The following is a 22588-nucleotide window of genomic DNA, read 5'->3' on the forward strand; positions in this document are numbered from 1 at the left end:
TCGTCGTCGTTCTCAATGTCCTTGCCTGCTGCCTATCTGGCGCCGCAGCTTACGCGCACAGGGTCAGCTCGAAGGCCGCATCTTCATTGCTTGCATGCAGGCGCCCATCACTTTCCAGGCGCATGAGCCGCACCGAGACGATCAGGCGGTTGCCACTGATCTCGGGAATCAGGTTCAGGGCCGGGTCAATGCGCAGACGCAGCAACTGGAATGTGCGGCCCTGCGGCAGGTTCTGCTGAAATTGACCGCGCTCTGCTGCCACCTTCTGGGGAACGCCAGAGTCGCGCAGCAGCTTGAGCAACACATAGATGGATTCGGCCAGCGGGGCCAGGGTCGATGCCCACTCTTCGAGGGCCTGCTGGCGCACACCCGGTTCATGGTGCTGCCACGCGTAATACGCAGGCAAATCGAACCCGCAGGTGCCACCGGGAATGCCCACCCGGCTGCGGATGCTCATCAGCCAGTCGTTTTCGGTGAGCAAGTGTCCGGACTTGCCTGATTGGGTGTTGAGAGCTGTGAAACAACGGTCGAGTTGGGCAATGACTGCGTCAAGGGCCGCTTCGGAGATCGAGGGATTGCCACGGTAGCTATCGAGCTGGTGCTTGTGCTTCTCGATGTCCTTGAGCACATCCGACTTGAGGTCGGCCCGTGCCGCCACATCCATGATTTCGAAGATGGTTACCAGCGCAAAGTGGTGGTCGAGCGCGTGGGAGCGGGGAATCAGTTCTCCCAACCGGCGGAACAACTGCTCAAGCCGCAGATAGGTTCTGAGACGCTCGTTAAAGGGATATTCGTAAAGGATCACGCTGGCGGGTTCCTGGGGGCTCAGGGAGTATTCTGACGCCGGTGGCGCACGGCATGGGGTGAAAGCACAAACGGTTTCGTTCGCATCATAGCCCGAACAGCGTGGCCACTTGCCGGGTCTGCAGGCGCAGGTCCTCTAGCGAGCAATCCCTGTCGTTGGCAATCACGGCATCTGCCACGGCGCGCCGCGCCGTGCGGCTTGCCTGCGAGGCGATGATGCCTTGCACCACCTCTCGCGCCAGGCCGCTGCGTTGCATGACCCGCTGGATCTGAGTTTCTTCAGAGCAATCCACCACCACGACCGCATCGAGCCTGCGGGCCCACCGGCCGGATTCCGCCAGCAGCGGGATGTCAAATACGATCAGGGCATGGCCTTGGTCCGCAGCCTGCTGGGCCTTCGCGTTGCTATGCAGGGTAACCAGAGGGTGCACGATCCCTTCGAGCTGGGCGCGTGCCTCGGGGTGGCTGAAGACCAGAGCACGCATTCGCGCGCGGTCCAGTGCGCCGGAGGCATCCACGAAGTCTGCCCCGAAAGTGGCTCTGATTGCGTTCATGGCCGCCCCTTGCGGGCCTGTCACGTCGCGAGCCAGTTGGTCTGCATCGATCAGGCTGCCTCCCAGCGCGGCGAACATGCCGCCCACGGTGCTCTTTCCGCTGCCAATGCCCCCGGTCAAGCCAAGGCGCAAGGGGCGCCTGCGCGGATTCATCGTTTATAGGCCCAGAAGGTTCAAGACAGCGTTAAGGATAGCGTTGGGGCCAAACACCATGGCGGTAAAACCAGCGCCGACCAGGAAGGGGCCGAAAGGGATGTAGCCGCCTTCACGCAGGCTGCTGAAGACTTTCATCCCGATACCGATGACGGCACCGATGACTGAGGACATCAGGATGATGGGGATCAGTGCCTGCCAGCCGAACCAAGCACCCAGTGCGGCAAACAGCTTGAAGTCCCCATAGCCCATGCCTTCCTTGCCCGTTGCGAGCTTGAATCCCCAGTAAACCAGCCAGAGCGAAAGATACCCCGCTGCCGCTCCGAGCACGGAGGCATACAAGGGCACCTCAATCCACTGCAGCGCGGAAGCGAGCAGGCCAGCCCACAGCAACGGCAAAGTGATGTCGTCCGGGAGCAGCGTCGTGTCCCAGTCGATGAACGCCAAGGCGACCAAGGCTGCCGAGAACCCGCACCAGACGAGCCCCGTGGGCGTCATCCCCCAGCGCTGGATGCACAGGAAGAAAAGGGCCCCCGTCGCCATCTCGATCAAGGGATAGCGTACCGAGATCCGCGCCTTGCACGCGGAGCAGCGCCCGCGCAGAAAAAGGTAGCTCAAAACAGGGATGTTCTCGTACCACTGGACCATGTGCCCACACGATGGGCAGCGGGAACGGGGAACCATGAGGTTGAACCGCTCCTGCTCAGGCGCGGAAACAGCGTCTTCTTGCGTTAGCTCCGCCTGCGCAGCCCGGATTTCCTGAGCCCACTGGCGTTCCATCATTTTGGGAAGTCGATAAATAACCACATTGAGAAAACTACCGATCACAAGCCCCAATATCCCGCCCAAACTTGCATTCCACCAAACGGGCATCTCCATTACACAACTTGGCCGAGTTTGAAGATTGGGAGGTACATGGAGACGACGATGCCGCCAATCAGCGTACCCAGGAACACAATGATGATGGGCTCCATCAGGCTGGACAAGCCCGCCACCATTTCGTCCACTTCTGCCTCATAGAAATCCGCAGCCTTGCCCAGCATGTGGTCAATGGAACCTGATTCTTCCCCGATAGCGCACATCTGAAGGACCATGGAGGGAAAAATATTAGCGTTGCCCATGGCTGCGGTCAGGCTAGTACCGGTAGAGACTTCCTGCTGGATTTTTTCGGTTGCCATGGAATACACCGAATTGCCCGAAGCACCACCGACGGAGTCCAGAGCTTCAACCAGTGGCACCCCTGCCGCAAACATCGTGGACAGAGTACGCGTCCAGCGTGCAACGCAGGATTTATCGATCAAAGCCCCAAAAATTGGAATCTTCAATAGCACGCGGTCCATGAACATCTGCATTTTTTCATTTCTTTTCCAGGCCTGCATGAAAAAGAAAAACCCTCCACCAATTACACCGAAGATCAACCACCACCATTTTACGAAGACTTCGCTAATACCCATTACGAAAAGTGTGGGAGCAGGCAGGTCGGCACCAAACGATGTAAAAACCTCCTTAAATGCAGGGATTACAAAAATCATGATGACCGTAACAACCACAAAAGCAACGATTACCACAGAAATGGGATACATCAAAGCAGATTTGATTTTTGATTTGATGGCTTCCGTTTTTTCCATGTAGGTGGCCAAGCGGTCCAGCAGGGCTTCCAAAATACCGGCTGCTTCGCCTGCCTCCACAAGATTGCAGTAGAGGCTATCGAAATACATGGGATGCTTGCGGAATGCAGCATTCAGGGAAGTCCCTGTTTCGACATCGGAGCGGATGTCGTTGAGTAGTTTTGTAACACTTGCGTTGGTATTCCCTCGTCCCACAATATCAAACGATTGCAGAAGTGGAACGCCTGCTTTCATCATTGTCGCAAGCTGACGCGTGAACAAAGCGATGTCTTTGGGCTTTATCTTCTTGCCAGAGCGCATCCGGCGTTTCTTGATCTTTGTGGGAAAAACGCCTTGGCGGCGGAGCGTGGCTTGCACCTGGTTCTCGCCAGACGCACGCACCTCGCCCCGGACTATCTTGCCGTGGCGATCCTTGCCTTCCCATTCAAAAACAAAATCCTTGATATCCCGTGATGCAGCGGTTGCCATGCTGGACCCTCTAGTCGTTATTCGTTGGTGACGGCAAGCACTTCTTCTAGGGAAGTGAAGCCCAGTCTTGCCTTGTGCAGGCCGGATTCGCGGAGTGAGCGCACGCCTTCAGCTCTCGCCTGCTCGGCGATTTCAAGTGCACTCCCGTCGCGCAGGATGATACGTTGGATGTCCTCAGAGATCGGCATGACCTGGTAGATGCCTACCCGTCCCTTATATCCGTTGTTGCAAGCGGAGCAGCCTACGGGGCGGTAGGTGACCCAGCTTCCATCAATTTCTTCTTCTTTGTACCCTGCTTCGAGCAGCGATTCATGTGGTATGTCGGCGGGCGCTTTGCAGACGGGACACAACCTGCGTGCCAAGCGCTGCGCTGTGATGAGAATAACGCTGGAAGCAATATTGAACGGGGCGATCCCCATATTGCGCATGCGCGTCAAAGTAGTGGGGGCATCATTGGTGTGAAGCGTTGATAACACCAAATGCCCCGTTTGTGCTGCCTTGATGGAAATGTCCGCAGTTTCCAGATCACGGATTTCACCGACCATGATAATGTCGGGATCTTGCCGCAGAAAGGACTTGAGGGCTACCGCAAAGGTTAGTCCAGCCTTTTCATTCACATTAACTTGGTTAACGCCTGGAAGATTGATTTCGGATGGGTCTTCCGCTGTGGCAATATTGACACCTGGCTTGTTGAGAAGATTCAAGCAGGTATAAAGGGAAACGGTTTTACCGGAGCCTGTGGGGCCCGTGACCAAAATCATTCCATAGGGGCGCCCAATGGCCTCAAGCAGGCGCTCTTTCTCCTGGGGTTCATAGCCCAATGCATCAATACCCAGCTTGGCGCTGCTGGGGTCCAGAATACGGATAACAATCTTTTCCCCAAACAAGGTCGGGAGGGTGCTGACCCGGAAATCAATGACTCTGTCCGGGCCCACCTTGAGTTTCATGCGCCCGTCTTGCGGCACCCGCTTTTCAGAAATGTCCAGGCGAGAAATCACCTTGATGCGAGATGCCAGTTTGTCCTTGATGGCTATTGGTGGGGACGCGATTTCTCGCAATTCACCATCAATCCGAAATCTCACGCGGTATTGATGCTCATAAGGTTCAAAATGCAAATCCGACGCACGCATATTGAATGCATCCAGCAGCATTTTGTGCAAGAATTTGACGATGGGAGCATCTTCTACATCAGTAGCCCCGGTATCGTTGTTGTCTGGTGCCTCTTCGATGGGCGCGTCGTCAAATTCAAAATCACCACCACCACCCGTCAGCGTTTCCAAAGACTCACTGGCCGATTTGGTGGTGGTTTCTACCAGGCGGCTGAGCTTGTCGTACTCCGCAATAATCCAGTCCACCCCCATCTGGGTGGTGAATTTTATTTTCTCGGCTGCTTCCTGGTCCGTAGGGTCTGCAGTCGCAACAATCAGCCGATTATTCCGTTTGCTGAGCACAACAACCCGATATGCTTGGCATATCTTACCGTCGAGCAGTTCTTTCGGAAGCCGTAACGGATCAATCGCATCCAGATCGAGTAAGGGTGCGCCAAACACAGCCGACACGGTATGGGCCAAGTCGGCAGCTGACACCGCGCCAGAACCGGTCAGTTCGGCAATAAAGCTGGTCCGGCTAGTTTGTGATTTTTTGTAAATGTCCTCTGCTGCCTTTTGGGTCAGCTTGCCAGCAGACATCAGGGCCCTGCCCAATCCGGGGAGGGCCACTGCGGAGGCTTCTTTGGGGGCAGTATCGACAGCGGCCATGTAACCGGAAATATGTTAGGTGTGGAAAAGAAACCATCCTATCATCGCCGATCATCTGAAGGCTGTACAGAGATTCGAGATTGGCAACAGCACCACAAAAAGGGCGCTATTGCTGAAAATGCACTGGTATTTATGGTCGGGGTGAGAGGATTCGAACCTCCGGCCTCTACGTCCCGAACGTAGCGCTCTACCAGGCTAAGCTACACCCCGTGTGCCACGATTGCGCTCAGAAGCTGATGCAATGGGCAGATCAGTTGCGTCTTGTTAGCAACTGTGCGGCCAATTCTAGCAAAGCTGCTGAATATGCATTGGTGGGTAATTGCTCTGCAGCCGCCATGGCCCGGCGGGCCTCGCCAAAGGCGGCGGCCCGTGTGACTTCCAGTGCGCCGGTCTCGCGGACGATTTGCACGATGTCTGCCAGTTGGTCGGTCGAGCCTTGTTCAATGGCTTGGCGCACGACCTGCGCCTGAATTTCGGTGCCGCGCTCCATGGCCGCGATGAGGGGGAGGGTGGACTTGCCTTCGCGCAGATCGTCCCCCAGGTTTTTCCCCATCTCAGTCGCATCCCCGTCGTAGTCGAGGACGTCGTCAATGATCTGGAAAGCGGTGCCCAACGCTTGTCCGTAGGTTGCGCAAGCTTCCTCAATTTCAGGCGAGCTCTCGGCGAGTACTGCGCCGAGGCGTGCGCTGGCTTCAAACAGTTTGGCGGTTTTAGAGCGAATGACGCGCAGGTAGCCCGCTTCGTCGAGCGATGCGTCATGCATGTTCATCAGCTGCAACACCTCACCCTCGGCGATCACGTTGGTGGCCTCCGAGAGTATCTCCATGATCCGCATGCTGCCGGCCTCGACCATCATCTGGAAGGAGCGGGTGTGCAGAAAATCGCCAACAAGCACGCTGGCGGGGTTGCCAAAGGTTTCGTTCGCCGTGGGGCGGCCTCTGCGCAGGGTGGACGCGTCCACGACATCGTCGTGCAGCAGTGTGGCTGTGTGGATCAGTTCCACAACGGCCGCGAGGCCGTGCCGATGTGCGCCCCGATACCCCAGGGCGCCGCAGACCATCAGCAGCAGTGCCGGTCGCAGGCGTTTTCCGCCAGCGGCAATGATGTACTGCGATATCTGGGCCACCAGAGGGACGCTGGACGTCAGGCGCTGACCAATGACCTTGTCGACCTCGTGCATGTCTTGTGCAACGAGCAAGAGAGGGGATGCTGCGGGGGCGGTGTGGTCAGTCAAGATGGTGGTCACAGAAAGAGACCGGATTATAGGAAGCCCCGGAGGCGCTTCGTTGCGACCATCGAGGCTGCGGTGCTGTCGCTGAAAGCGGGGGTGGTGTGTTGTATTGCAATGCGCTATACTCTTGGGCTCTGCGGAAATTCGTCTGCAGAACTCATATCAAGAGGTCAACATGTACGCGGTCATAAAAACCGGCGGCAAGCAGTATCGCGTTGCTTCCGGCGAAAAAATTAAAGTAGAACAGATTGCTGCGGACGTAGGCCAGGAAATTGTGATCGACCAGGTTCTGGCTGTCGGCAACGGCGCTGAACTGAAGGTTGGTACGCCCCTGGTGTCCGGCGCAACCGTGAAAGCCACTGTCGTGGCCCACGGCAAGCACGACAAAGTGCACATCTTCAAGATGCGCCGTCGCAAGCACTATCAAAAACGCCAAGGCCATCGCCAGCAGTTCACTGAGCTGCAAATCGGTGCGATTGCTGCTTAATCGAAGGAGCTAGTCATGGCACAGAAAAAAGGCGGCGGCTCTACGCGAAACGGACGTGACTCCAAGCCAAAGATGCTGGGTGTCAAGGCGTTCGGTGGTGAACTGATCAGCGCTGGCTCGATCATCGTGCGCCAGCGTGGCACACGTTTCCACCCCGGCAACAATGTCGGCGTGGGCAAGGATCACACCTTGTTCGCCCTGGTGGATGGCCACGTGTCGTTCGGTACCAAGGGTGCGTTGTCCAAGTCCACGGTCAATGTGACTCCTGCCTGAGGTTCATTCCTCCGGTAGCCATCGAAGCCCCGCTTTGCCGGGGCTTTGTTGTTTGGTCTGTACGATGGCGCTCAAGTCGTCGGCAGACGGCGCCTGCAAGGCGTTCCGCAGTTCCGACAGAATCAGGCAGTCTGCTGCCGGCGCTGCGCCCTTTTGTAAACTGGATATCCCATGAAGTTCGTCGATGAAGCCTTTATTGACATTGCCGCCGGTGATGGTGGCAATGGCTGCGTGTCTTTTCGGCACGAAAAGTACAAGGAATTCGGCGGTCCCAACGGTGGGGATGGTGGTCGCGGTGGGCATGTGTTTGCCGTGGCTGATCCGAACCTGAACACCCTGGTGGACTTTCGCTATTCGCGCAGGCACGAGGCCAAGCGGGGCGAGCATGGCATGGGATCGGACATGTTTGGCGCCGCGGGTGCCGACATCACCCTCAAGATGCCGGTCGGCACCATCATCACAGACGCCGAAACGGGCGAGGTGCTCTACGAGCTGCTGAACCCGGGCGAGGTCATCACCATTGCAAAGGGTGGTGATGGCGGCTTTGGCAATATGCGCTTCAAGAGCGCTATCAACCGGGCCCCGCGCCAGAAGACACCAGGCTGGCCCGGCGAGAAGAAGAACCTGAAGCTGGAGTTGAAGGTGCTGGCCGACGTGGGCCTGCTGGGCATGCCCAATGCGGGTAAATCCACCTTCATCACGGCGGTGTCCAACGCCCGCCCCAAGATTGCAGACTACCCCTTTACGACGCTGCATCCCAACTTGGGTGTGGTTCGCGTGGGGCCGGAGCAGAGTTTTGTGGTGGCTGATATTCCCGGTCTCATCGAAGGCGCTTCGGAAGGTGCGGGCCTCGGGCACCAGTTTCTGCGCCATCTGCAGCGCACCCGCCTGCTGCTGCACATTGTGGATCTGGCGCCTTTCGACGATGCGGTGGACCCGGTGGCTCAGGCCAAAGCCATCGTCAACGAGCTCAAGAAGTATGACCAGCAGTTGTACAACAAGCCGCGCTGGCTGGTGCTGAACAAGCTGGACATGGTGCCCACCGAAGAGCGGGAAGCCCGTGTGAAGGATTTCGTCAAGCGCTTCAAGTGGAAGGGGCCGGTGTTTGAGATTTCTGCCCTCACGCGTGAAGGCTGCGAGCCGCTGATCCATGCCATCTTCCGCCATGTGCAGTCCGAACAGCGGGTGGAGAACGAGCCAGTGGAAATTGATCCACGTTTTGCAGGGGATGCGCCAGCCTGATTTGCAGTCACGGTCTGCGTTCTCATTTGCTATATTAATAATAGCTATTGGCGCTTTTTGGATAAGCGCTAGCGGCCAAAAAAACTTAAAAAATGGTTTCCAGCGTATTGCGTGACGCCCGCCGCATCGTGGTCAAGGTGGGCTCCAGTCTTGTGACCAACGAGGGTCGTGGCCTCGACGAAACCGCCATTGGCGAGTGGAGTCGTCAGCTGGCGGCTCTGGTGCGTGGCGATGGCGGGTTGCCGCGCGAGGTTGTGATGGTGTCCAGTGGCGCCATTGCCGAAGGCATGAAGCGCCTGGGCTGGACCACGCGGCCGAACGAAGTTCACGAGCTGCAGGCTGCCGCTGCCGTTGGGCAGATGGGGTTGGCGCAGATGTACGAAACCAAGCTGCGCGAGCAAGGCATGGGCAGCGCGCAGGTGTTGCTCACCCATGCGGACCTTGCCGACCGCGAGCGCTACCTGAATGCGCGCTCGACCCTGCTGACGCTCTTGCGCCTGGGCGTGGTGCCGGTGATCAATGAGAACGACACCGTCGTCAACGACGAAATCAAGTTCGGCGACAACGACACCCTGGGCGCCTTGGTGGCGAACCTGGTCGAGGCCGATGCGCTGATCATCCTCACCGACCAAAAGGGCCTGTACACGGCCGACCCGCGCCGCGATGCGTCCGCGCAGTTTGTGCACGAAGCCAAGGCTGGCGACCCAGCGCTGGAGGCCATGGCCGGTGGTGCGGGTTCCAGCATTGGCAAGGGCGGCATGATCACCAAGATCCTCGCGGCCAAGCGTGCTGCTGGTTCTGGCGCCTCCACGGTCATTGCCTGGGGGCGCGAATCCGATGTGCTGGTTCGCCTCGTTCAAGGGGAGGCGCTGGGTACGCTCCTTGTGGCCCAGACGCAAAAAAAGCAAGCCCGCAAACAGTGGATGGCCGACCACCTTCAATTGCGCGGCTCGGTGGTGGTGGACGCGGGGGCTGCGGCCAAGGTGCGTGATGAAGGCAAGAGTCTGCTGCCTATCGGTATGACGGCTGTGGAGGGTGACTTTTCGCGCGGCGACGTGATTGCCGTGCGCGACGCATCCGGCACCGAAATTGCCCGTGGCCTGGCCAACTATGCTGCTGCCGAAGCCAGAATGTTGTGCCGCAAGCCTTCGACCGAATTCGAAAAGCTTCTGGGTTACGTTGCCGAGCCAGAGATGGTGCATCGAGACAACATGGTGCTGGCCGCCAGCTGACGGCGAAAGCCAGCAGCCAACGTAGCTTCTCAAAGACACCATCAGTCCACCAACAAAAACGCCTGCAAATCGCAGGCGTTTTTCATGGGACTGGCGATCACCTCGCCATTGAATTAACGCGGCGTGGTGACCGCAGGCAGTCCGTCCAGCTCTCCGGGCACACTGTTCTGCGGATCTGGATCGAAACTGGCCCCCGGTGGAAGCTCCATGCCCGGATTGATCAGCATGGACCCAGTCCGAAACATGGTGCCCGCGTGTTCGCCCTCGCGCGTGCGCATGCCACTGCGCAGGTAGCGGTTGCGCTGCTCGTGGCGAGGCAGAAAGCGGGCCAGTTCCGTCAGCGCCATTTCATAGACGCCACGCTTGAATTCGACCACGACATCCAGCGGAACCCAGTAGTCATTCCAGCGCCAGGCGTCGAATTCCGGATGGTTGGTGGCACGCAGGTTCAGGTCCCAGTCGTGTCCTACCAGTTGAAGCAGATACCAGATTTGTTTCTGGCCCTTGTAGTGTCCGCGTGCATCGCGGCGGATGTACCGGTCAGGCACCTCATAGCGCAACCAGTCCCGGGTGCGGGCCACCACGCGTACGTGGTTGGGCAATAAGCCCACTTCTTCATGCAGCTCACGGAACATGGCTTGCTCGGGAGTTTCTCCCCGGTCAATGCCACCCTGCGGAAACTGCCAGCTGTGGGTGCGTATACGCTTGCCCCAGAACACCTGGTTTTTCTGGTTGAGCAGGATGATGCCGACGTTCGGCCGAAAGCCGTCCCGGTCAAGCATAATCAAACCCCAAATTTTTAAACTGTGTCCATTATGCACGGCGCCTAGCGCGCAGCAAGTGGACGGCCCCGTTCTGCCTGCAATCGATTCCGATGAAAGCCTCCCAATTCTTTATTTCCACCCTCAAGGAAGCTCCGGCGGATGCCGAAGTGGTCAGCCACAAACTCATGACGCGGGCGGGGCTGATCAAGAAGCTGGGCGCTGGCATCTATAACTACATGCCCATGGGGCTGCGGGTGATCCGCAAGGTAGAGGCCATCGTGCGCGAGGAAATGAACCGTGCAGGCGCCGTGGAACTGACCATGCCCGTAGTCCAGCCTGCTGAGCTGTGGCATGAAACGGGCCGTTTCGACAAGATGGGCCCTGAACTGTTGCGCATTCAGGACCGTCACGGCCGCGACTTCGTGGTGCAGCCCACCAGCGAAGAAGTGATCACTGACATCGCGCGCCAGGAGCTCAAGAGCTACAAGCAGCTGCCGAAGAACTTCTATCAGATCCAGACCAAGTTCCGCGACGAGCGCCGTCCGCGCTTCGGCCTGATGCGCGGACGCGAGTTCATCATGAAGGATGCTTACAGCTTCGACCGCGACCAAGCCTCGGCCAAGGCCAGCTACCAAATCATGGCGCAGGCTTACCGCCGCATTTTTGACCGCTTTGGCCTGACCTACCGCGCCGTGGCGGCCGACAGTGGTGCCATCGGTGGCGACCTCTCCGAAGAGTTCCAGGTGATCGCTGCCACGGGCGAAGACGCCATCGTCTACTGCCCAGAGAGCGATTACGCAGCGAACATGGAAAAAGCCGAAGCGCTGGCCCCTGCCGGCCCACGCGGCGCAGCCACTCAGGAGTTGACCAAAACGGCCACGCCTGGCAAGAGCACTTGCGCCGATGTGGCAGAACTGCTCGGCGTGCCTCTGAACACTACGGTCAAGTCGCTCGTGCTGGCTACAGACGAAACCAACGAAGCCGGCGAAATTGTCAAGACCCAGGTCTGGCTGCTGCTGCTGCGCGGCGACCACGACATGAACGAGATCAAGGTGGGCAAGGTGCCGGGGCTGGCGGGTTTCCGTTTTGCCACGGTGGGCGAAATCGAAGACCATTTCGGCTGCAAGCCCGGTTACCTGGGCCCCATCGGCCTGAAGAAGCCTTTGAAGATTGTGGCCGACCGCGAAGTCGCCCTGATGGCTGACTGGATCTGCGGCGCCAATGAGGTGGACTTCCACATCACCGGCGTCAACTGGGGCCGCGACCTGCCCGAGCCCGACGCCGTGGCCGACCTGCGCAATGTGGTGGCGGGCGACCGCTCGCCCGACGGCAGGGGCGAGCTGGCGATTGAGCGCGGTATTGAAGTGGGTCATGTGTTCTACCTGGGCACCAAATACAGCAAGGACATGAACGCCACCTTCCTTGGTGACGATGGCAGGCCCGCATTTTTTGAAATGGGCTGCTACGGCATTGGCGTCACGCGCTTGCCCGCTGCGGCCATCGAGCAAAACCACGACGAGCGCGGCATCATCTGGCCGGACGCGATTGCCCCCTTCACCGTGGTGGTCTGCCCCGTGGGCATGGACCGCAGCGAAGCCGTCAAGGCCACGGCCGAGCAGCTCTATGCCGACCTGCTGGCTGCGGGCGTCGACGTGATCCTGGACGACCGGGGTGAGCGCCCCGGTGCCATGTTTGCCGACTGGGAACTGATCGGTGTGCCCCACCGCGTGACCATTGGCGACAAGAGCCTCAAAGACGGTGTGGTCGAGTACCAGCACCGCCGCGACCCTGCTGCCACCAAGGTGGCGGTGGCAGACATCCTGGCCCACGTGAAGGGCCGCATGGCGGTATGAACACGGCGCGGCTGGTTTCTGCGGCGGGCAGAGCTCCCGATGATGGGGGCTGTGTCTCCCGGCGCGTGTGCCTGACGGCGCTGTCGGCTCTGTCTGCACCTGCGGCTTGGCTGGCGGCGCCCTCGCTGGCCCATGCGGGCGGGCAGCTGGAAGAGCCCCTGATGGACTCTGTGCGCACCGCCCTCAGTTCGGCCATTGCCAACCAGGCACCGCCAGAGCCCCATTTTTTCACCACCGAAGCCCGCATTCACTACGTGCGCTGGCTCGCCGCCATGAGCGACCGCCTGCGCCGCCGCAAGCCCGAATGGGAGGTCCGCCGCGACTTCCTGCAGACCGCCTGGTACGAATCCAAGCGTGCCGGGTTGGATGTGTCCCTGGTGCTGGGCCTGATCCAGGTGGAGAGTGCGTTCCGCAAATACGCGGTGTCCAGCGTGGGCGCACGTGGTTACATGCAGGTCATGCCCTTCTGGACACGGGTGATTGGGGATGGTGACCCGGGCAAGCTGTTTCACATGCAGACCAATCTGCGCTTTGGTTGTGTGATCTTGCGGCACTACATCGACCGGGAGCGGGGCGACCTGTTCATGGCGCTGGGGCGCTATAACGGCAGCCGCGGGCGCTCACCGTATCCAGACGCAGTGTTTCGCGCACAGCGCAACTGGTTGTTTGCCGAAGGTTCACAGCTGCCCGCTGCCTAGTTTGCTATTGTTTATATAGCTGCTTGCGCTTATCCATCAAGCGCTAAATGCCAATTTAGCTGAATTTCTGAAATTCTGCATGCGGCAACAGGAGTCAGCTCCCGAAAAGCCGATGGAGCCCATTCGCCCGCAGGTCTAGGTCGAAGTCGGCGCAGCGCTGTCTGCTGGCGAGGCCGGGATGGTCTGGCCGGAACCTGCTGACTGGGCGGTACCGAGGCGAGACACCATGACCTGGTCGATGCGGTAGCTGTCCACGTCCAGCACCTCGAACTTGTAGCCACCCCAGCTCACGCTGTCCGTCCGGCGCGGAACGCGCCGCAGCATCACCATCAGGAACCCGGCCAGGGTTTCGTAGTCGCCCGCGTGGGGCAGCTCGTCCAGCGACAGTGCGCGCAGCACGTCCTCGACCGGTGTGACGCCGTCGATGAGCCACGAGTTTTCATCGCGCCGCACAATCTGCTCTTCATCCGCCGGGCCCACCAGGTCGCCCATCACGGTGCTCATCACATCGTTCAGGGTGACCACGCCCACCACCAGGCTGTATTCGTTGACGATGACGGCAAAGTCTTCGTGCACCTGGCGGAACTGTTCCAGCACCTCCGACAGCGTGAGCCGGTCTGGGACGATCAGCACCTTGCGCACCAGACTGTCATCGGCCAGCGAAATGGGTTGGTTGTTCAGCACGCGCTGGAACAGGTCTTTGGCATCCACATAGCCCACCACATGGTCGATGTCCCCCTCGCACACGGGGTAGGTTGAGAAAGGCTCGGCCGCAATGCGCAGGCGGATCACGGAGTCCGGCTCGTCGCGCAAGAAGAAGGCCACACGGTCGCGCGGCGACATGGCGCTGGACACCATGCGCGTGTCCAGTTCGAACACATTCGTGATGACCTGCTGCTCGCGGGCGGCCAGCACGCCGGCGCGTGCACCCGCTTCCATCATCGCCAGGATGTCGTCCGAGGTGATGCGGTCGTCCCGCAGCGACGACATGCCCAGCACCCGGAACAGCGCATCCGCCCCCCGGCTGTAGAACCACACCACGGGGCGCAACAGCGCCATGCACCAGGCCATGGGCTGCGCCAGCCGCACCACCAGCCGCTCGGGTTCGGCCATGCCCAGGCGTTTTGGGAACAGGTCGGCAAACAGGATGAAAAGGGAGGTGATGACCAGGAACGAGGCGAGAAAGCCCGCCTTCTGCGCGGCTGATTCCGACAGCCACAGGCCGAACAGCGTGGTGAAGTGGGGGCTCAGCGCACCTTCGCCCACGATACCGCCCAGGATGGCCACGGCGTTCTGCCCCACCTGCACCACGGTGAAGTAGTCGCCCGGCTGCTCCTGCATGCGCAGCACCTGGTCCGCCCTGGCATCCCCTTCGTCGGCCATCTGCCGCAGGCGCAGGCGGCGCGCTGCGGCGAGCGAGATCTCGGCCATGGAGAAAAAGGCGCTGGCTGCAATCAGCAGCCCGATGACAAAGAGGCTTTGGGAGAGGGTCATGAATGGCGACGGAGCGTGGCGCTGCGGCACACCGGATGACTGAGTGTATCTGGGCGTTCCGCAGGCACCTACCCCAGGTGTGCACACACCGGGGGGGCTGGTGGGCCTTCGGGGTTGGGGCCCCGAAGGCCAGTCCTGCGGGCGAGCGCAGGACTGGCGGCGGGGGCCTTGTTATTGCACGAAACCGATGCGGCTGCGCCCTGACGCCGCCTTGGGCAGATCAGCAATCTCCACGGTGGACCGGCGGTCCAGCCGCGCATTGCCAAAGCCCGTCATCAGCGCACGCCGCATCTCACGGGGGGGCATCTGTGCCAGGTGGTCCAGCACGTCGTCCGTCGGCTCCGGATCCAGCAGGCGGCCCCAGTCGTGCCCTGCGCGGATGCCCTGGTACAGGTTGCGGGCAATGGTGCGCGCCTGCTCCAGCGTGGGCGCCTCCACCTCGAACACGTTCATGCGGTTCAGGATGGGGTCGGGGATGCCGCGCGTGTCGTTGGCGGTGGTGATCCAGATCACCTGGCTGGCGTCGATGGCCACCTCCGCAAACTCATCGGTAAAGCTCTGGGCGGTGTCGTACTCCAGCAAGCTGTACAGCGCGCCCAGCGGGTCGTACTGTGCATCGCTGCTGGCCTTGTCGATCTCGTCCACCACGATCACGGGGTTGGCGTATTCGCCCTCCACCAGCGCCTCGAACACCTTGCCCGGGCGTGCGCCTTTCCATTGTGCGGACGAGCCCGACAGCAGCCAGCCTGCGGTCATGGAGCTCATGGGCAAGAGGTTCATGCCCGTGCCCAGCAGCTCGGCCAGGTGGCGCGCAAAGTGGGTCTTGCCGATGCCGGGCGGGCCCAGCAGCAGCATGGGCGTGACCTCCAGGCCATCGCTGCTGTCCTGCGCCAGTGCCACGTGGCGCTTGACGTCGTCCAGCACCTCGGTGAAGTTGGGCAACTGCTCATACAGGCTGGCCATGTCGGGGATGCCCGAGGGCTTGACCTGAAAGCGCTCCGGACCACGCTCCAGCATGCGTTCGTACACGGTGCGCAGGGTTTCGTATTCGCGCTGGTTGCCCGACTCCTGCAACCGTGCGAGCTTGCGCTCGACGTCACCGGGGTGGAACACATTGCGCATCTGGGCCACCGGCAAGCGCAGGGCGGGTGGCTGGGGAACAAGGCTATGGCTGGTCATTGCATGCTCCTGTGATGGTTACGTCACGCAACCATTCAAGCACACAACATGCCCGCTTCAGTACCGGAAAAGCCCCTGATTGGTGCCACTGTTGCGGGCAAACAAAAAGGCCGCCCGAAGGCGGCCTGGTTTGCACGGGGTAGTGGCCGCGTCGATCAGCCTTCGGTGCCCAGCACCTGCTTGAGTTCGCCCGACTCGTACATCTCCATCATGATGTCCGAGCCACCGATGAACTCGCCCTTCACGTACAGCTGGGGGATCGTGGGCCAGTTGCTGTATTCCTTGATGCCCTGGCGGATTTCGTCGTCTTCGAGCACGTTGACGGTCACCACGCTCTTGGGGTCCACGCCGCAGGCCTTGAGGATCTGGATTGCGCGGCCCGAGAAGCCACACATGGGGAAGCTGGCGTTGCCCTTCATGAACAGCAGGATGTCGCTGGATTTGACGAGGGTGTCGATGCGTTGTTGGGTGTCGCTCATGGGAATACTCCTTGAAAGGGGCTGGCGGGCGTGGGGTTTTGAAAGCCCGCAATGGGGTGGATTATTTCACTGTCTGCGCCAGCGGCCACTGCCCGCCCGAGCAACGCGCAATGCCCGCGAGGTCATTGCGGCTTTGTACCAAGGCAAAGCCCTGGGCGGCAAGCAGCGCCTGCACGGCGTCTGCCTGGTCGTAGCCATGCTCCAGCAGCAGCCAGCCGCCCGGCTGCAGGTGCGCGGGCGCCTGGGCCACGATGGTGCGGATGTCTTCGAGGCCGTCTGCGCCGCTGGCCAGGGCCTGCAGGGGTTCGTGCGTCAGCGCGGCCAGGTGGGGGTCGGCACTGGGGATGTAGGGGGGGTTGGAGATGATCGCGTCAAAAAAACCATCCACGCCTTGCAGCCAATCACTACGCTGAAACCGCGCCGGCAAACCCAGCCGCTGTGCATTGGCCTGGGCCACGGCCAATGCATCGGCACTCGCGTCCACCGCCAGTACCCTGGCGTCAGCGCGCTGGCTTTGCAGCGCCAGTGCAATCGCGCCGCTGCCGGTGCCCAGGTCCACCACGCGCGGCGATGTCAGCGGGGCGATCACTTCCAGGGCCCAGTCCACCAGGGTTTCGGTGTCGGGGCGTGGGTCCAGCACGCGGGCGTCCACCTGCAGCGGCAGGCCGTAGAACTCCTTGCGTCCGGTGAGGTAGGCCACCGGCTCGCCCGCCAAGCGGCGCTGGCACAGGGCGATGAACTGGGCATGTGCTGCCTCTTCCATCGCATCCGTGTCGTGCGCCAGCAGCCAGGCGCGGCCTGCGTCGTGGCGCGCCAGGGTGTGCAGCAGCAGCAGTTGCGCGTCGATGCGCGCCAGTCCCAGGGTGTGGGCCTGGTTCAGGGCCTGGGCGAGGGTGGGGGATGTGTTGGTCACTATTGATTTAATAGCGGCTAGCGCAGGTCAGATAAGCGCTAGAGGCCAATATTGTTCAAATTCTGAATATGGTTCAGCTTGCGGTACCCATCTCCAGCTCTTCGAGCTGCTCGGCCTCGCGGGCGTGGGCCAGGGCCTGCAGCACATCGCCCAGGTCGCCTTCCATCACCTGCAGCAGCTTGTACAGCGTGAGGTTGATGCGGTGGTCGGTGAGGCGCCCTTGCGGGAAGTTGTAGGTGCGGATGCGGTCGCTGCGGTCGCCGCTGCCGATCAGGCCCTTGCGCAGCGCGGCCTCCTTGGCGGCGCGCTCGCTGCGCTCCTTTTCCTGGATGCGTGCCTGCAGCACCTGCAGCGCCTTGGCCTTGTTGCTGTGCTGGCTGCGGCCGTCCTGGCATTCGGCCACGATACCTGTGGGCAAGTGCACCACGCGCACGGCCGAATCGGTCTTGTTGATGTGCTGGCCGCCCGCGCCGCTGGCGCGGAAGGTGTCGATGCGCAGGTCGGCCGGGTTGAGCTTGATGGCCTCGTGCTCGTCGGGCTCGGGCATCACGGCCACGGTGCAGGCGCTGGTGTGGATGCGGCCTTGCGTTTCGGTGGCGGGCACGCGTTGCACACGGTGGCCGCCGGATTCGAATTTGAGCGCGCCATACACACCGCTACCGGAGGGGCCCGTACCGGGCTGGCCTTCAATGCGCAGCACGATTTCCTTGTAGCCGCCCAGCTCGGCGGCGTTCTCGCTCACCACCTCCACCTTCCACCCTACGTTGGCGGCGTAGCGGGTGTACATGCGCGTGAGGTCGCCCGCAAACAGGGCGGATTCGTCGCCGCCCGTGCCCGCGCGGATTTCCACAAACGCGTTGCGGGCGTCGTCGGGGTCCTTGGGCAGCAGCAGGCGCTGCAGTTCGTCTTCCAGCTGCAGCAGCTCGGCCTCGGCGCTGGTGATTTCTTCCTGCGCCATCTCGGCCATGTCGGGGTCGGCCAGCATCTCGCGCGCGCCGGCCAGATCGGCCTCACGCTGCTGGTAGCGGGCGTAGCGGCCGGCGACCTGCGTGACTTCGGCATGCTCGACGGAGATGCGCCGGTACTGCGCCATGTCGCTCATGATGTCTTCGCGCGAGAGCAGGAAGTCGAGTTCGCCCAGGCGCTGTGCGTAGCGCTCCAGCTGGCTTCGGAGAAAGGGTTTCATGGAATTCTGAGGAAAATGAAATGCTACAAAATTTGTAGCTATTGACGCTTGTAGGTCAGGCGCCAGGTGCCGATTTGGCTAAAAATCGGGGCGGGCAGGGCAGGCGAGCGCCGCTACAGGCCGTTGTTGCTGGGCGTCTTGCTTTGCGAGCGCAGGAACAGGCGCGAGACGGTCTGTGCCGTCTGGGCGCGCATCTCGGCGTCGCCCGCCCGCAGCTCGGCCAAGGCGCCGTGCAGCATCTTCTGCGTGAGGCCGCGCGAGAGGGCTTCGAGCACGGCGTCCACATCCTCGCCCTTGGCCAGCAGCTTCTTGGCGCGCGCGATTTCCAGCGCACGCCACTCGTCGGTCTGGGCGTTGAGCTGCTGAATCAGAGGTACCACACCACCGGCTTGGCCGACAGGGCTGCGCAGCTCCATCCAGTGCATGAAGCTCTGCACGCCCGCGTCGATGATGGCCTCGGCCTGGGCCACGGCGGCCTGGCGGTTGGCCTGCGCGGTCTGCACCACGGTGGCCAGGTCGTCCACGGTGTACAGGTACACATCGCCTAGCGCTTTCACTTCGGGTTCGATGTCGCGCGGCACGGCCAGATCGACCATGAACATGGGGCGGTGGCGGCGCTTCTTCAAAGCGCGTTCTACGGCGCCCAGGCCGATGATGGGCAGGCTGCTGGCGGTGCAGCTGATGACGGCGTCGAACTCGTGCAGGCGCTCGGGCAGGTCGGCCAGGCGCATCACCTCGCCGCCAAAGCGGGTGGCGAGCTTTTCGCCGCGCTCCAGGGTGCGGTTGGCAATGGCGATGGCCTTGGGGTTCTTGGCGGCGAAGTGCGTGGCACACAGCTCAATCATCTCGCCCGCGCCGACGAACAAAATCTTGGTCTCGGAGATGTCTTCAAACAGCTGGCCCGCCAGACGCACTGCGGCGGCGGCCATGCTGATGCTGTGCGCACCAATCTCGGTGCTGCTGCGCACTTCCTTGGCCACGGCAAAGCTGCGCTGGAACAGCTGGTTGAGCGTGGTGCCCAGGGCGCCAGCGGTTTCGGCAGCGCGCACGGCGTCTTTCATCTGGCCGAGGATCTGGGCCTCGCCCAGCACCATCGAATCGAGCCCGCTGGCCACGCGGAAGGCGTGGCGTGCGACGAGGCTGTCTTCCAGGGTGTACGAGTGCGAGCGCAGCAGCGCGGGGCTCACGCCGCCGCTCTGGGCCAGCCAGCCCAGCGTATGGTCCATGGCTGCCTGCTCGCCCGCGCAGTAAATTTCGGTGCGGTTGCAGGTGGAGATGATGGCTGTTTCCACCCCGGGGTGGCGGCTGGTGGTGCCCAGCGACTGGCGCAAACCGTGCAACGTGGGGGCAATCTGGTCGAGCGCGAACGCGAACCGGCCACGCAGATCGAGCGGCGCGGTGGTGTGGTTGATGCCGAGGGCCCAGACTGCCATAAGCTGCGATTATAAAATTGTTGGCCCGAACAGGCGGCCTTGCTTGTTCAAGCCTTGATTTGGGTCAATTCCATGGGTCCACTGGACATCGCCAACCACCTTCTCAACTTTGTTGCACCCGCCGCCGCCATGGCGCTGGTGTTGGTGCTTTCGGGCCGTCTGGTGGGCTCCCGCAGTGCCTCGGCGATGTCGGTGTGGCTGCGCTGGGTGATTCTGTTTGCCGTGGGTGTGGCGGTGCTCGCAGCGGGGCTGGTGCTGTGGGGGCGTGACGGCAAGATGCTGACCTATGCCGCCCTGGTTGTGGCCTGCGCTACCTGCCAGTGGGTGCTGGTGCGGGGCTGGAAAGCTTGAAGCTTTCAGCAAGCCGTCACGTGTTTTGAGGGTTTGCGAGGGGTGGTTTTGGGGGCTCTGGCGCCCTTGTGTCTGATAGCCTTGGTGCCGCCCCTATGGCGTGCCATGTCATGGGTATTGGCGGTTTCACCCGCCGCTGACGAAGCCCCCTACACCGACTGCTGGAGACATTCCCAATGAAGCTGCTGCGTACCTGGATCACCCTGGCTGCGGGCTTGGCCCTTTCCGCTGCCGTGCACGCACAGGCTTTCCCGTCCAAACCCATACGTGTGGTCGTGGGCTTCCCGGCTGGCGGGCCTTTGGACCAGCATGCACGCCTGCTGTCCGATAAGCTGCAGGCCGTGCTCGGCCAGCCGGTGGTGCTGGACTACAAGGCCGGTGCCGGTGGCACCGTGGGCGCGCAGGACGTGATGAAAGCACCGCCCGACGGCCACACCATCATGCTGGCCAACACGGGTGTGATGGTGATCAACCCGGGGCTCTACAGCCGGTTGCCGTATTCGACCCTCAAGGACTTTGTGCCGATTGCGCGCACCGCCATGCAGCCACTGGCGCTGCTGGTGAACCCCAACGTGCCTGCCAAGAGCCTCAAGGAGTTCATGGACTACGCCCGGGCCAAGCCGGGCCAGGTCAACTTTGGCTCGGCGGGCAATGGTGGCATCAGCCACCTGGTGCCCGAGATGTTCAAGACCGCCACGGGTCTGTTCATGGTGCACATCCCCTACCGGGGCAGCGCCCCGGCGTTCACCGACCTCATGGGCGGGCAGGTGCAGTTCATGGCCGAGAGCATTCCCCAGGCCGCCGCGTACCACAAACAGGGCAAGGTGCGCGCCCTGGCGGTGACCAGCAAGGAGCGCAACCCCGCACTGCCCGATGTGCCCACGGTGATCGAGAGCGGCATCAAGGGATTCGAGGTGGTGGGTTTCTATGGCTTTCTGGCCCCGGCCGGCACGCCCAAGGAGGCTGTGAACAAGCTCAGCGAGGCCTTCGGCCAAGTGCTGCAGATGCCCGATGTGCGCAACCGCATGGTGAGCCAGGGGGCCGACCCGGCGTTTCTGGGCTCGGAGGACTTCGCGAAATTCCTGGCGTCCGAGATGCCACGCTGGGCCGAGGCGGTGAAAAAGTCGGGCGCGAAGCTGGACTGACCCCCTGAGGCGCTGCACGCCTTCCCCCTGAAGGGGGACGCGACCCCTGGCCCGGCGAAGCCGGTTCCAGGGTGGCACTGGCTTGGGGCGTGGATGGTTTGAAGGCGCGCCCTATGGCGTGGCGGGCGAAAAGAAGTCCACGCGGTCGGTGATGATGCCGTCCGTGCCCAGGGCGATGAGCCGCTGTGCGGCCCAGTCGTCGTTCACCGTGTAGCTCAGCGCGCGCAGGCCGTCGCCGTGGATGCGCGCAACCAGCGCCGCATCCCACAGCGCGTGGTTGCAGACGATGGCCACGCAGCCCAGCTCGCGGGCCGTGTTGTGCCAGCCGTCCCACAGCGTGTCCAGCAACAGGGCGCGGGGGATGTGGGGTGCTGTGGCGCGGGCGCCAGCCAGCGCTTCGGGTCGGAATGACGAGAACAGGGGCAACACCGCCTGGCCGTGCCACAGCCGCGCCGCATGCTCGCCCACTACCTGGCCAGTCTTTTCCTCCACGCCGGGTGTTGGCTTGATCTCGATGTTCAGCAAGAACCCGTTGGCAATGCAGTAGTGCGCAATGTTCTCCAGCGTGGGGAGCGGCTCGCCGGCGTGGCTGCGTGAATGCCAGGCGCCAGCATCCAGCTGTGACAGGGCCGCCCAGGGGTGATCGCCCCCGACCGCGCTGGCTGCCGAGCCCAGTGCCTGCGCGCCATTGGTCGTGCGGTCCAGCGTGGCATCGTGCATCAGAAACGGTACGCCGTCGGCACTCAGCTTGGCATCGCACTCGAACATGCGATAGCCATACTGTGCTCCCAGCCGGAAGGCGGCCAGGGTGTTTTCAGGGGCGAGCTTGCCAGCGCCACGGTGGGCGATCCAGCGGGGGTAGGGCCAGGGGGCGAGGGCGGGCGAGGGTACGCTCATGCGGGTTCACCAAATTTCAGCAGGTTGCCGTGGGGGTCGATGACGAACATCTCCTTCATGCCCCAGGGCTGGACAACAGGTGGCGCCAGCTGCAGGCCGCGCGCCGTGAAATCCGCGTGCAGCGCTTCTGTGTCGGCACGCACATAACACGAGGTGTTCTCTGCAATGTGGCGCTCGGTGCAGGGCCAGAAGTGCAGCTCGCAGCCATCGCGCTGCAGGATCAGGTAGTTGTCCATCTCCAGCAGCGGATCAAAGCCCAGGTGCCTGGTGTAGAACCGCAGGGTTTCTGCAAGGTCCAGAGACGCCAGCACCGGGACTGTGGCCTGAACCTTGCCCCCGGTACTGGCAGCTGGCTTGGGTGGCATCG

General features: G+C 61.8%; 24 protein-coding genes and 1 tRNA gene. 8 read left to right on the plus strand and 17 right to left on the minus strand.

Annotated features, from left to right (window positions below; genetic code table 11):
* Positions 1-49: 49 nt before the first annotated feature.
* The 7 genes from zapD to ACODS0_RS15260 all read right to left on the minus strand — a co-directional run bounded on the left by zapD (position 50) and on the right by ACODS0_RS15260 (position 6544).
* Positions 50-805, minus strand: a complete 756-nt coding sequence (gene zapD / locus ACODS0_RS15230) for a cell division protein ZapD (RefSeq protein ID WP_055399185.1) — start codon at positions 803-805, stop codon at positions 50-52.
* Between the two features lie 85 nt (positions 806-890).
* Positions 891-1511, minus strand: coding sequence for a dephospho-CoA kinase (gene coaE / locus ACODS0_RS15235; RefSeq protein WP_436131054.1), 621 nt, complete (start codon positions 1509-1511; stop codon positions 891-893).
* 3 nt (positions 1512-1514) lie between these two features.
* Positions 1515-2390 (minus strand): prepilin peptidase, encoded by an 876-nt coding sequence (locus tag ACODS0_RS15240; RefSeq protein WP_488835858.1) that lies wholly within the window; start codon positions 2388-2390, stop codon positions 1515-1517.
* Positions 2390-3607 carry a type II secretion system F family protein gene (locus tag ACODS0_RS15245; protein ID WP_488835859.1) on the minus strand — a complete coding sequence of 406 codons (1218 nt, stop codon included), beginning with the start codon at positions 3605-3607 and terminating at the stop codon, positions 2390-2392. Before ACODS0_RS15245 ends, ACODS0_RS15240 begins: the two co-directional genes overlap by 1 nt.
* Positions 3608-3624: 17 nt before the next feature.
* A complete protein-coding gene (pilB, locus tag ACODS0_RS15250; RefSeq protein WP_176888507.1) occupies positions 3625-5364 on the minus strand; it encodes a type IV-A pilus assembly ATPase PilB in 1740 nt (579 codons plus the stop codon).
* A gap of 133 nt (positions 5365-5497) precedes the next feature.
* Positions 5498-5574 (minus strand) — tRNA-Pro (locus ACODS0_RS15255).
* 40 nt (positions 5575-5614) lie between these two features.
* Complete coding sequence (locus tag ACODS0_RS15260; RefSeq protein ID WP_228898900.1) at positions 5615-6544, minus strand: polyprenyl synthetase family protein; 930 nt, start codon at positions 6542-6544, stop codon at positions 5615-5617.
* 226 nt (positions 6545-6770) lie between these two features.
* On the opposite strand from ACODS0_RS15260, the gene rplU reads away from it, so the two are divergent.
* Positions 6771-7082 carry a 50S ribosomal protein L21 gene (gene rplU / locus ACODS0_RS15265; RefSeq protein ID WP_005794184.1) on the plus strand — a complete coding sequence of 104 codons (312 nt, stop codon included), beginning with the start codon at positions 6771-6773 and terminating at the stop codon, positions 7080-7082.
* A gap of 15 nt (positions 7083-7097) precedes the next feature.
* Positions 7098-7355, plus strand: coding sequence for a 50S ribosomal protein L27 (gene rpmA / locus ACODS0_RS15270; protein ID WP_008905145.1), 258 nt, complete (start codon positions 7098-7100; stop codon positions 7353-7355).
* 3 nt (positions 7356-7358) lie between these two features.
* Here rpmA and ACODS0_RS15275 read toward each other — a convergent pair whose 3' ends face one another.
* Positions 7359-7658 carry a hypothetical protein gene (locus ACODS0_RS15275; protein ID WP_233559615.1) on the minus strand — a complete coding sequence of 100 codons (300 nt, stop codon included), beginning with the start codon at positions 7656-7658 and terminating at the stop codon, positions 7359-7361.
* Between ACODS0_RS15275 and cgtA the strand changes: the two genes are divergently transcribed.
* Positions 7587-8597, plus strand: coding sequence for an Obg family GTPase CgtA (cgtA, locus tag ACODS0_RS15280; protein WP_233559599.1), 1011 nt, complete (start codon positions 7587-7589; stop codon positions 8595-8597). The two genes, ACODS0_RS15275 and cgtA, sit on opposite strands and share 72 nt — an antisense overlap.
* Positions 8598-8689: 92 nt before the next feature.
* Positions 8690-9829 carry a glutamate 5-kinase gene (gene proB, locus ACODS0_RS15285; protein ID WP_121507427.1) on the plus strand — a complete coding sequence of 380 codons (1140 nt, stop codon included), beginning with the start codon at positions 8690-8692 and terminating at the stop codon, positions 9827-9829.
* Positions 9830-9942: 113 nt separating this feature from the next.
* Here proB and ACODS0_RS15290 read toward each other — a convergent pair whose 3' ends face one another.
* Positions 9943-10611, minus strand: coding sequence for an RNA pyrophosphohydrolase (locus tag ACODS0_RS15290; RefSeq protein WP_055399169.1), 669 nt, complete (start codon positions 10609-10611; stop codon positions 9943-9945).
* Between the two features lie 92 nt (positions 10612-10703).
* Between ACODS0_RS15290 and ACODS0_RS15295 the strand changes: the two genes are divergently transcribed.
* Both ACODS0_RS15295 and ACODS0_RS15300 read left to right on the plus strand, forming a co-directional pair.
* On the plus strand, positions 10704-12446 hold the full coding sequence (locus ACODS0_RS15295) for a proline--tRNA ligase (RefSeq protein WP_488835860.1): 1743 nt from the start codon (positions 10704-10706) through the stop codon (positions 12444-12446).
* Positions 12443-13144, plus strand: coding sequence for a lytic transglycosylase domain-containing protein (locus ACODS0_RS15300; RefSeq protein ID WP_306553531.1), 702 nt, complete (start codon positions 12443-12445; stop codon positions 13142-13144). Before ACODS0_RS15295 ends, ACODS0_RS15300 begins: the two co-directional genes overlap by 4 nt.
* Positions 13145-13279: 135 nt before the next feature.
* On the opposite strand, the gene paeA is transcribed toward ACODS0_RS15300, so the two are convergent.
* The 6 genes from paeA to hemA form a co-directional block, all read right to left on the minus strand.
* Complete coding sequence (paeA, locus tag ACODS0_RS15305) at positions 13280-14638, minus strand: polyamine export protein PaeA (RefSeq protein ID WP_488835861.1); 1359 nt, start codon at positions 14636-14638, stop codon at positions 13280-13282.
* A 171-nt stretch (positions 14639-14809) separates the two neighbouring features.
* Complete coding sequence (locus tag ACODS0_RS15310) at positions 14810-15817, minus strand: AAA family ATPase (RefSeq protein WP_055399161.1); 1008 nt, start codon at positions 15815-15817, stop codon at positions 14810-14812.
* Between the two features lie 155 nt (positions 15818-15972).
* Positions 15973-16296 carry a Grx4 family monothiol glutaredoxin gene (gene grxD, locus ACODS0_RS15315; RefSeq protein WP_055399159.1) on the minus strand — a complete coding sequence of 108 codons (324 nt, stop codon included), beginning with the start codon at positions 16294-16296 and terminating at the stop codon, positions 15973-15975.
* Positions 16297-16357: 61 nt separating this feature from the next.
* Positions 16358-17209, minus strand: a complete 852-nt coding sequence (prmC, locus tag ACODS0_RS15320; protein ID WP_488835862.1) for a peptide chain release factor N(5)-glutamine methyltransferase — start codon at positions 17207-17209, stop codon at positions 16358-16360.
* Positions 17210-17282: 73 nt separating this feature from the next.
* Entirely contained in the window at positions 17283-18395 is a 1113-nt protein-coding gene (prfA, locus tag ACODS0_RS15325) for a peptide chain release factor 1 (RefSeq protein WP_488835863.1), read from the minus strand.
* Positions 18396-18508: 113 nt separating this feature from the next.
* Complete coding sequence (gene hemA, locus ACODS0_RS15330) at positions 18509-19828, minus strand: glutamyl-tRNA reductase (RefSeq protein ID WP_488835864.1); 1320 nt, start codon at positions 19826-19828, stop codon at positions 18509-18511.
* Positions 19829-19900: 72 nt separating this feature from the next.
* Here hemA and ACODS0_RS15335 point away from each other — a divergent pair, with 72 nt between their 5' ends.
* Together ACODS0_RS15335 and ACODS0_RS15340 are read left to right on the plus strand one after the other, a co-directional pair.
* Positions 19901-20179 (plus strand): hypothetical protein, encoded by a 279-nt coding sequence (locus ACODS0_RS15335; protein WP_121422462.1) that lies wholly within the window; start codon positions 19901-19903, stop codon positions 20177-20179.
* Positions 20180-20355: 176 nt separating this feature from the next.
* A complete protein-coding gene (locus tag ACODS0_RS15340) occupies positions 20356-21324 on the plus strand; it encodes a Bug family tripartite tricarboxylate transporter substrate binding protein (protein ID WP_055399149.1) in 969 nt (322 codons plus the stop codon).
* A 111-nt stretch (positions 21325-21435) separates the two neighbouring features.
* Here the strand turns inward: ACODS0_RS15340 and ugpQ are convergent, their stop codons facing one another.
* Together ugpQ and ACODS0_RS15350 are read right to left on the minus strand one after the other, a co-directional pair.
* Complete coding sequence (ugpQ, locus tag ACODS0_RS15345; protein ID WP_488835865.1) at positions 21436-22221, minus strand: glycerophosphodiester phosphodiesterase; 786 nt, start codon at positions 22219-22221, stop codon at positions 21436-21438.
* Positions 22218-22586 (minus strand): bleomycin resistance protein, encoded by a 369-nt coding sequence (locus ACODS0_RS15350; protein ID WP_121422464.1) that lies wholly within the window; start codon positions 22584-22586, stop codon positions 22218-22220. Before ACODS0_RS15350 ends, ugpQ begins: the two co-directional genes overlap by 4 nt.
* Between the last annotated feature and the right edge of the window lie 2 nt (positions 22587-22588).

The sequence above is a fragment of the Acidovorax sp. FG60 genome, from assembly GCF_057808995.1.

Excerpts from the sequence above, each read along its gene's own strand:
- ACODS0_RS15300 (WP_306553531.1), top strand. The coding sequence starts at position 12,443 with ATGAACACGGCGCGGCTGGTTTCTGCGGCGGGCAGAGCTCCCGATGAT.
- hemA (WP_488835864.1), bottom strand. The coding sequence starts at position 19,828 with ATGGCAGTCTGGGCCCTCGGCATCAACCACACCACCGCGCCGCTCGAT.
- ACODS0_RS15295 (WP_488835860.1), top strand. The coding sequence starts at position 10,704 with ATGAAAGCCTCCCAATTCTTTATTTCCACCCTCAAGGAAGCTCCGGCG.
- ACODS0_RS15335 (WP_121422462.1), top strand. The coding sequence starts at position 19,901 with ATGGGTCCACTGGACATCGCCAACCACCTTCTCAACTTTGTTGCACCC.
- ACODS0_RS15245 (WP_488835859.1), bottom strand. The coding sequence starts at position 3,607 with ATGGCAACCGCTGCATCACGGGATATCAAGGATTTTGTTTTTGAATGG.
- ACODS0_RS15290 (WP_055399169.1), bottom strand. The coding sequence starts at position 10,611 with ATGCTTGACCGGGACGGCTTTCGGCCGAACGTCGGCATCATCCTGCTC.
- prfA (WP_488835863.1), bottom strand. The coding sequence starts at position 18,395 with ATGAAACCCTTTCTCCGAAGCCAGCTGGAGCGCTACGCACAGCGCCTG.
- ugpQ (WP_488835865.1), bottom strand. The coding sequence starts at position 22,221 with ATGAGCGTACCCTCGCCCGCCCTCGCCCCCTGGCCCTACCCCCGCTGG.
- ACODS0_RS15350 (WP_121422464.1), bottom strand. The coding sequence starts at position 22,586 with ATGCCACCCAAGCCAGCTGCCAGTACCGGGGGCAAGGTTCAGGCCACA.
- ACODS0_RS15310 (WP_055399161.1), bottom strand. The coding sequence starts at position 15,817 with ATGACCAGCCATAGCCTTGTTCCCCAGCCACCCGCCCTGCGCTTGCCG.
- pilB (WP_176888507.1), bottom strand. The coding sequence starts at position 5,364 with ATGGCCGCTGTCGATACTGCCCCCAAAGAAGCCTCCGCAGTGGCCCTC.
- ACODS0_RS15240 (WP_488835858.1), bottom strand. The coding sequence starts at position 2,390 with ATGGAGATGCCCGTTTGGTGGAATGCAAGTTTGGGCGGGATATTGGGG.
- paeA (WP_488835861.1), bottom strand. The coding sequence starts at position 14,638 with ATGACCCTCTCCCAAAGCCTCTTTGTCATCGGGCTGCTGATTGCAGCC.
- ACODS0_RS15260 (WP_228898900.1), bottom strand. The coding sequence starts at position 6,544 with ATGCACGAGGTCGACAAGGTCATTGGTCAGCGCCTGACGTCCAGCGTC.
- rpmA (WP_008905145.1), top strand. The coding sequence starts at position 7,098 with ATGGCACAGAAAAAAGGCGGCGGCTCTACGCGAAACGGACGTGACTCC.
- grxD (WP_055399159.1), bottom strand. The coding sequence starts at position 16,296 with ATGAGCGACACCCAACAACGCATCGACACCCTCGTCAAATCCAGCGAC.
- coaE (WP_436131054.1), bottom strand. The coding sequence starts at position 1,511 with ATGAATCCGCGCAGGCGCCCCTTGCGCCTTGGCTTGACCGGGGGCATT.
- proB (WP_121507427.1), top strand. The coding sequence starts at position 8,690 with ATGGTTTCCAGCGTATTGCGTGACGCCCGCCGCATCGTGGTCAAGGTG.
- rplU (WP_005794184.1), top strand. The coding sequence starts at position 6,771 with ATGTACGCGGTCATAAAAACCGGCGGCAAGCAGTATCGCGTTGCTTCC.
- ACODS0_RS15340 (WP_055399149.1), top strand. The coding sequence starts at position 20,356 with ATGAAGCTGCTGCGTACCTGGATCACCCTGGCTGCGGGCTTGGCCCTT.
- ACODS0_RS15275 (WP_233559615.1), bottom strand. The coding sequence starts at position 7,658 with ATGCCCACCGCGACCACCATCCCCACCGTTGGGACCGCCGAATTCCTT.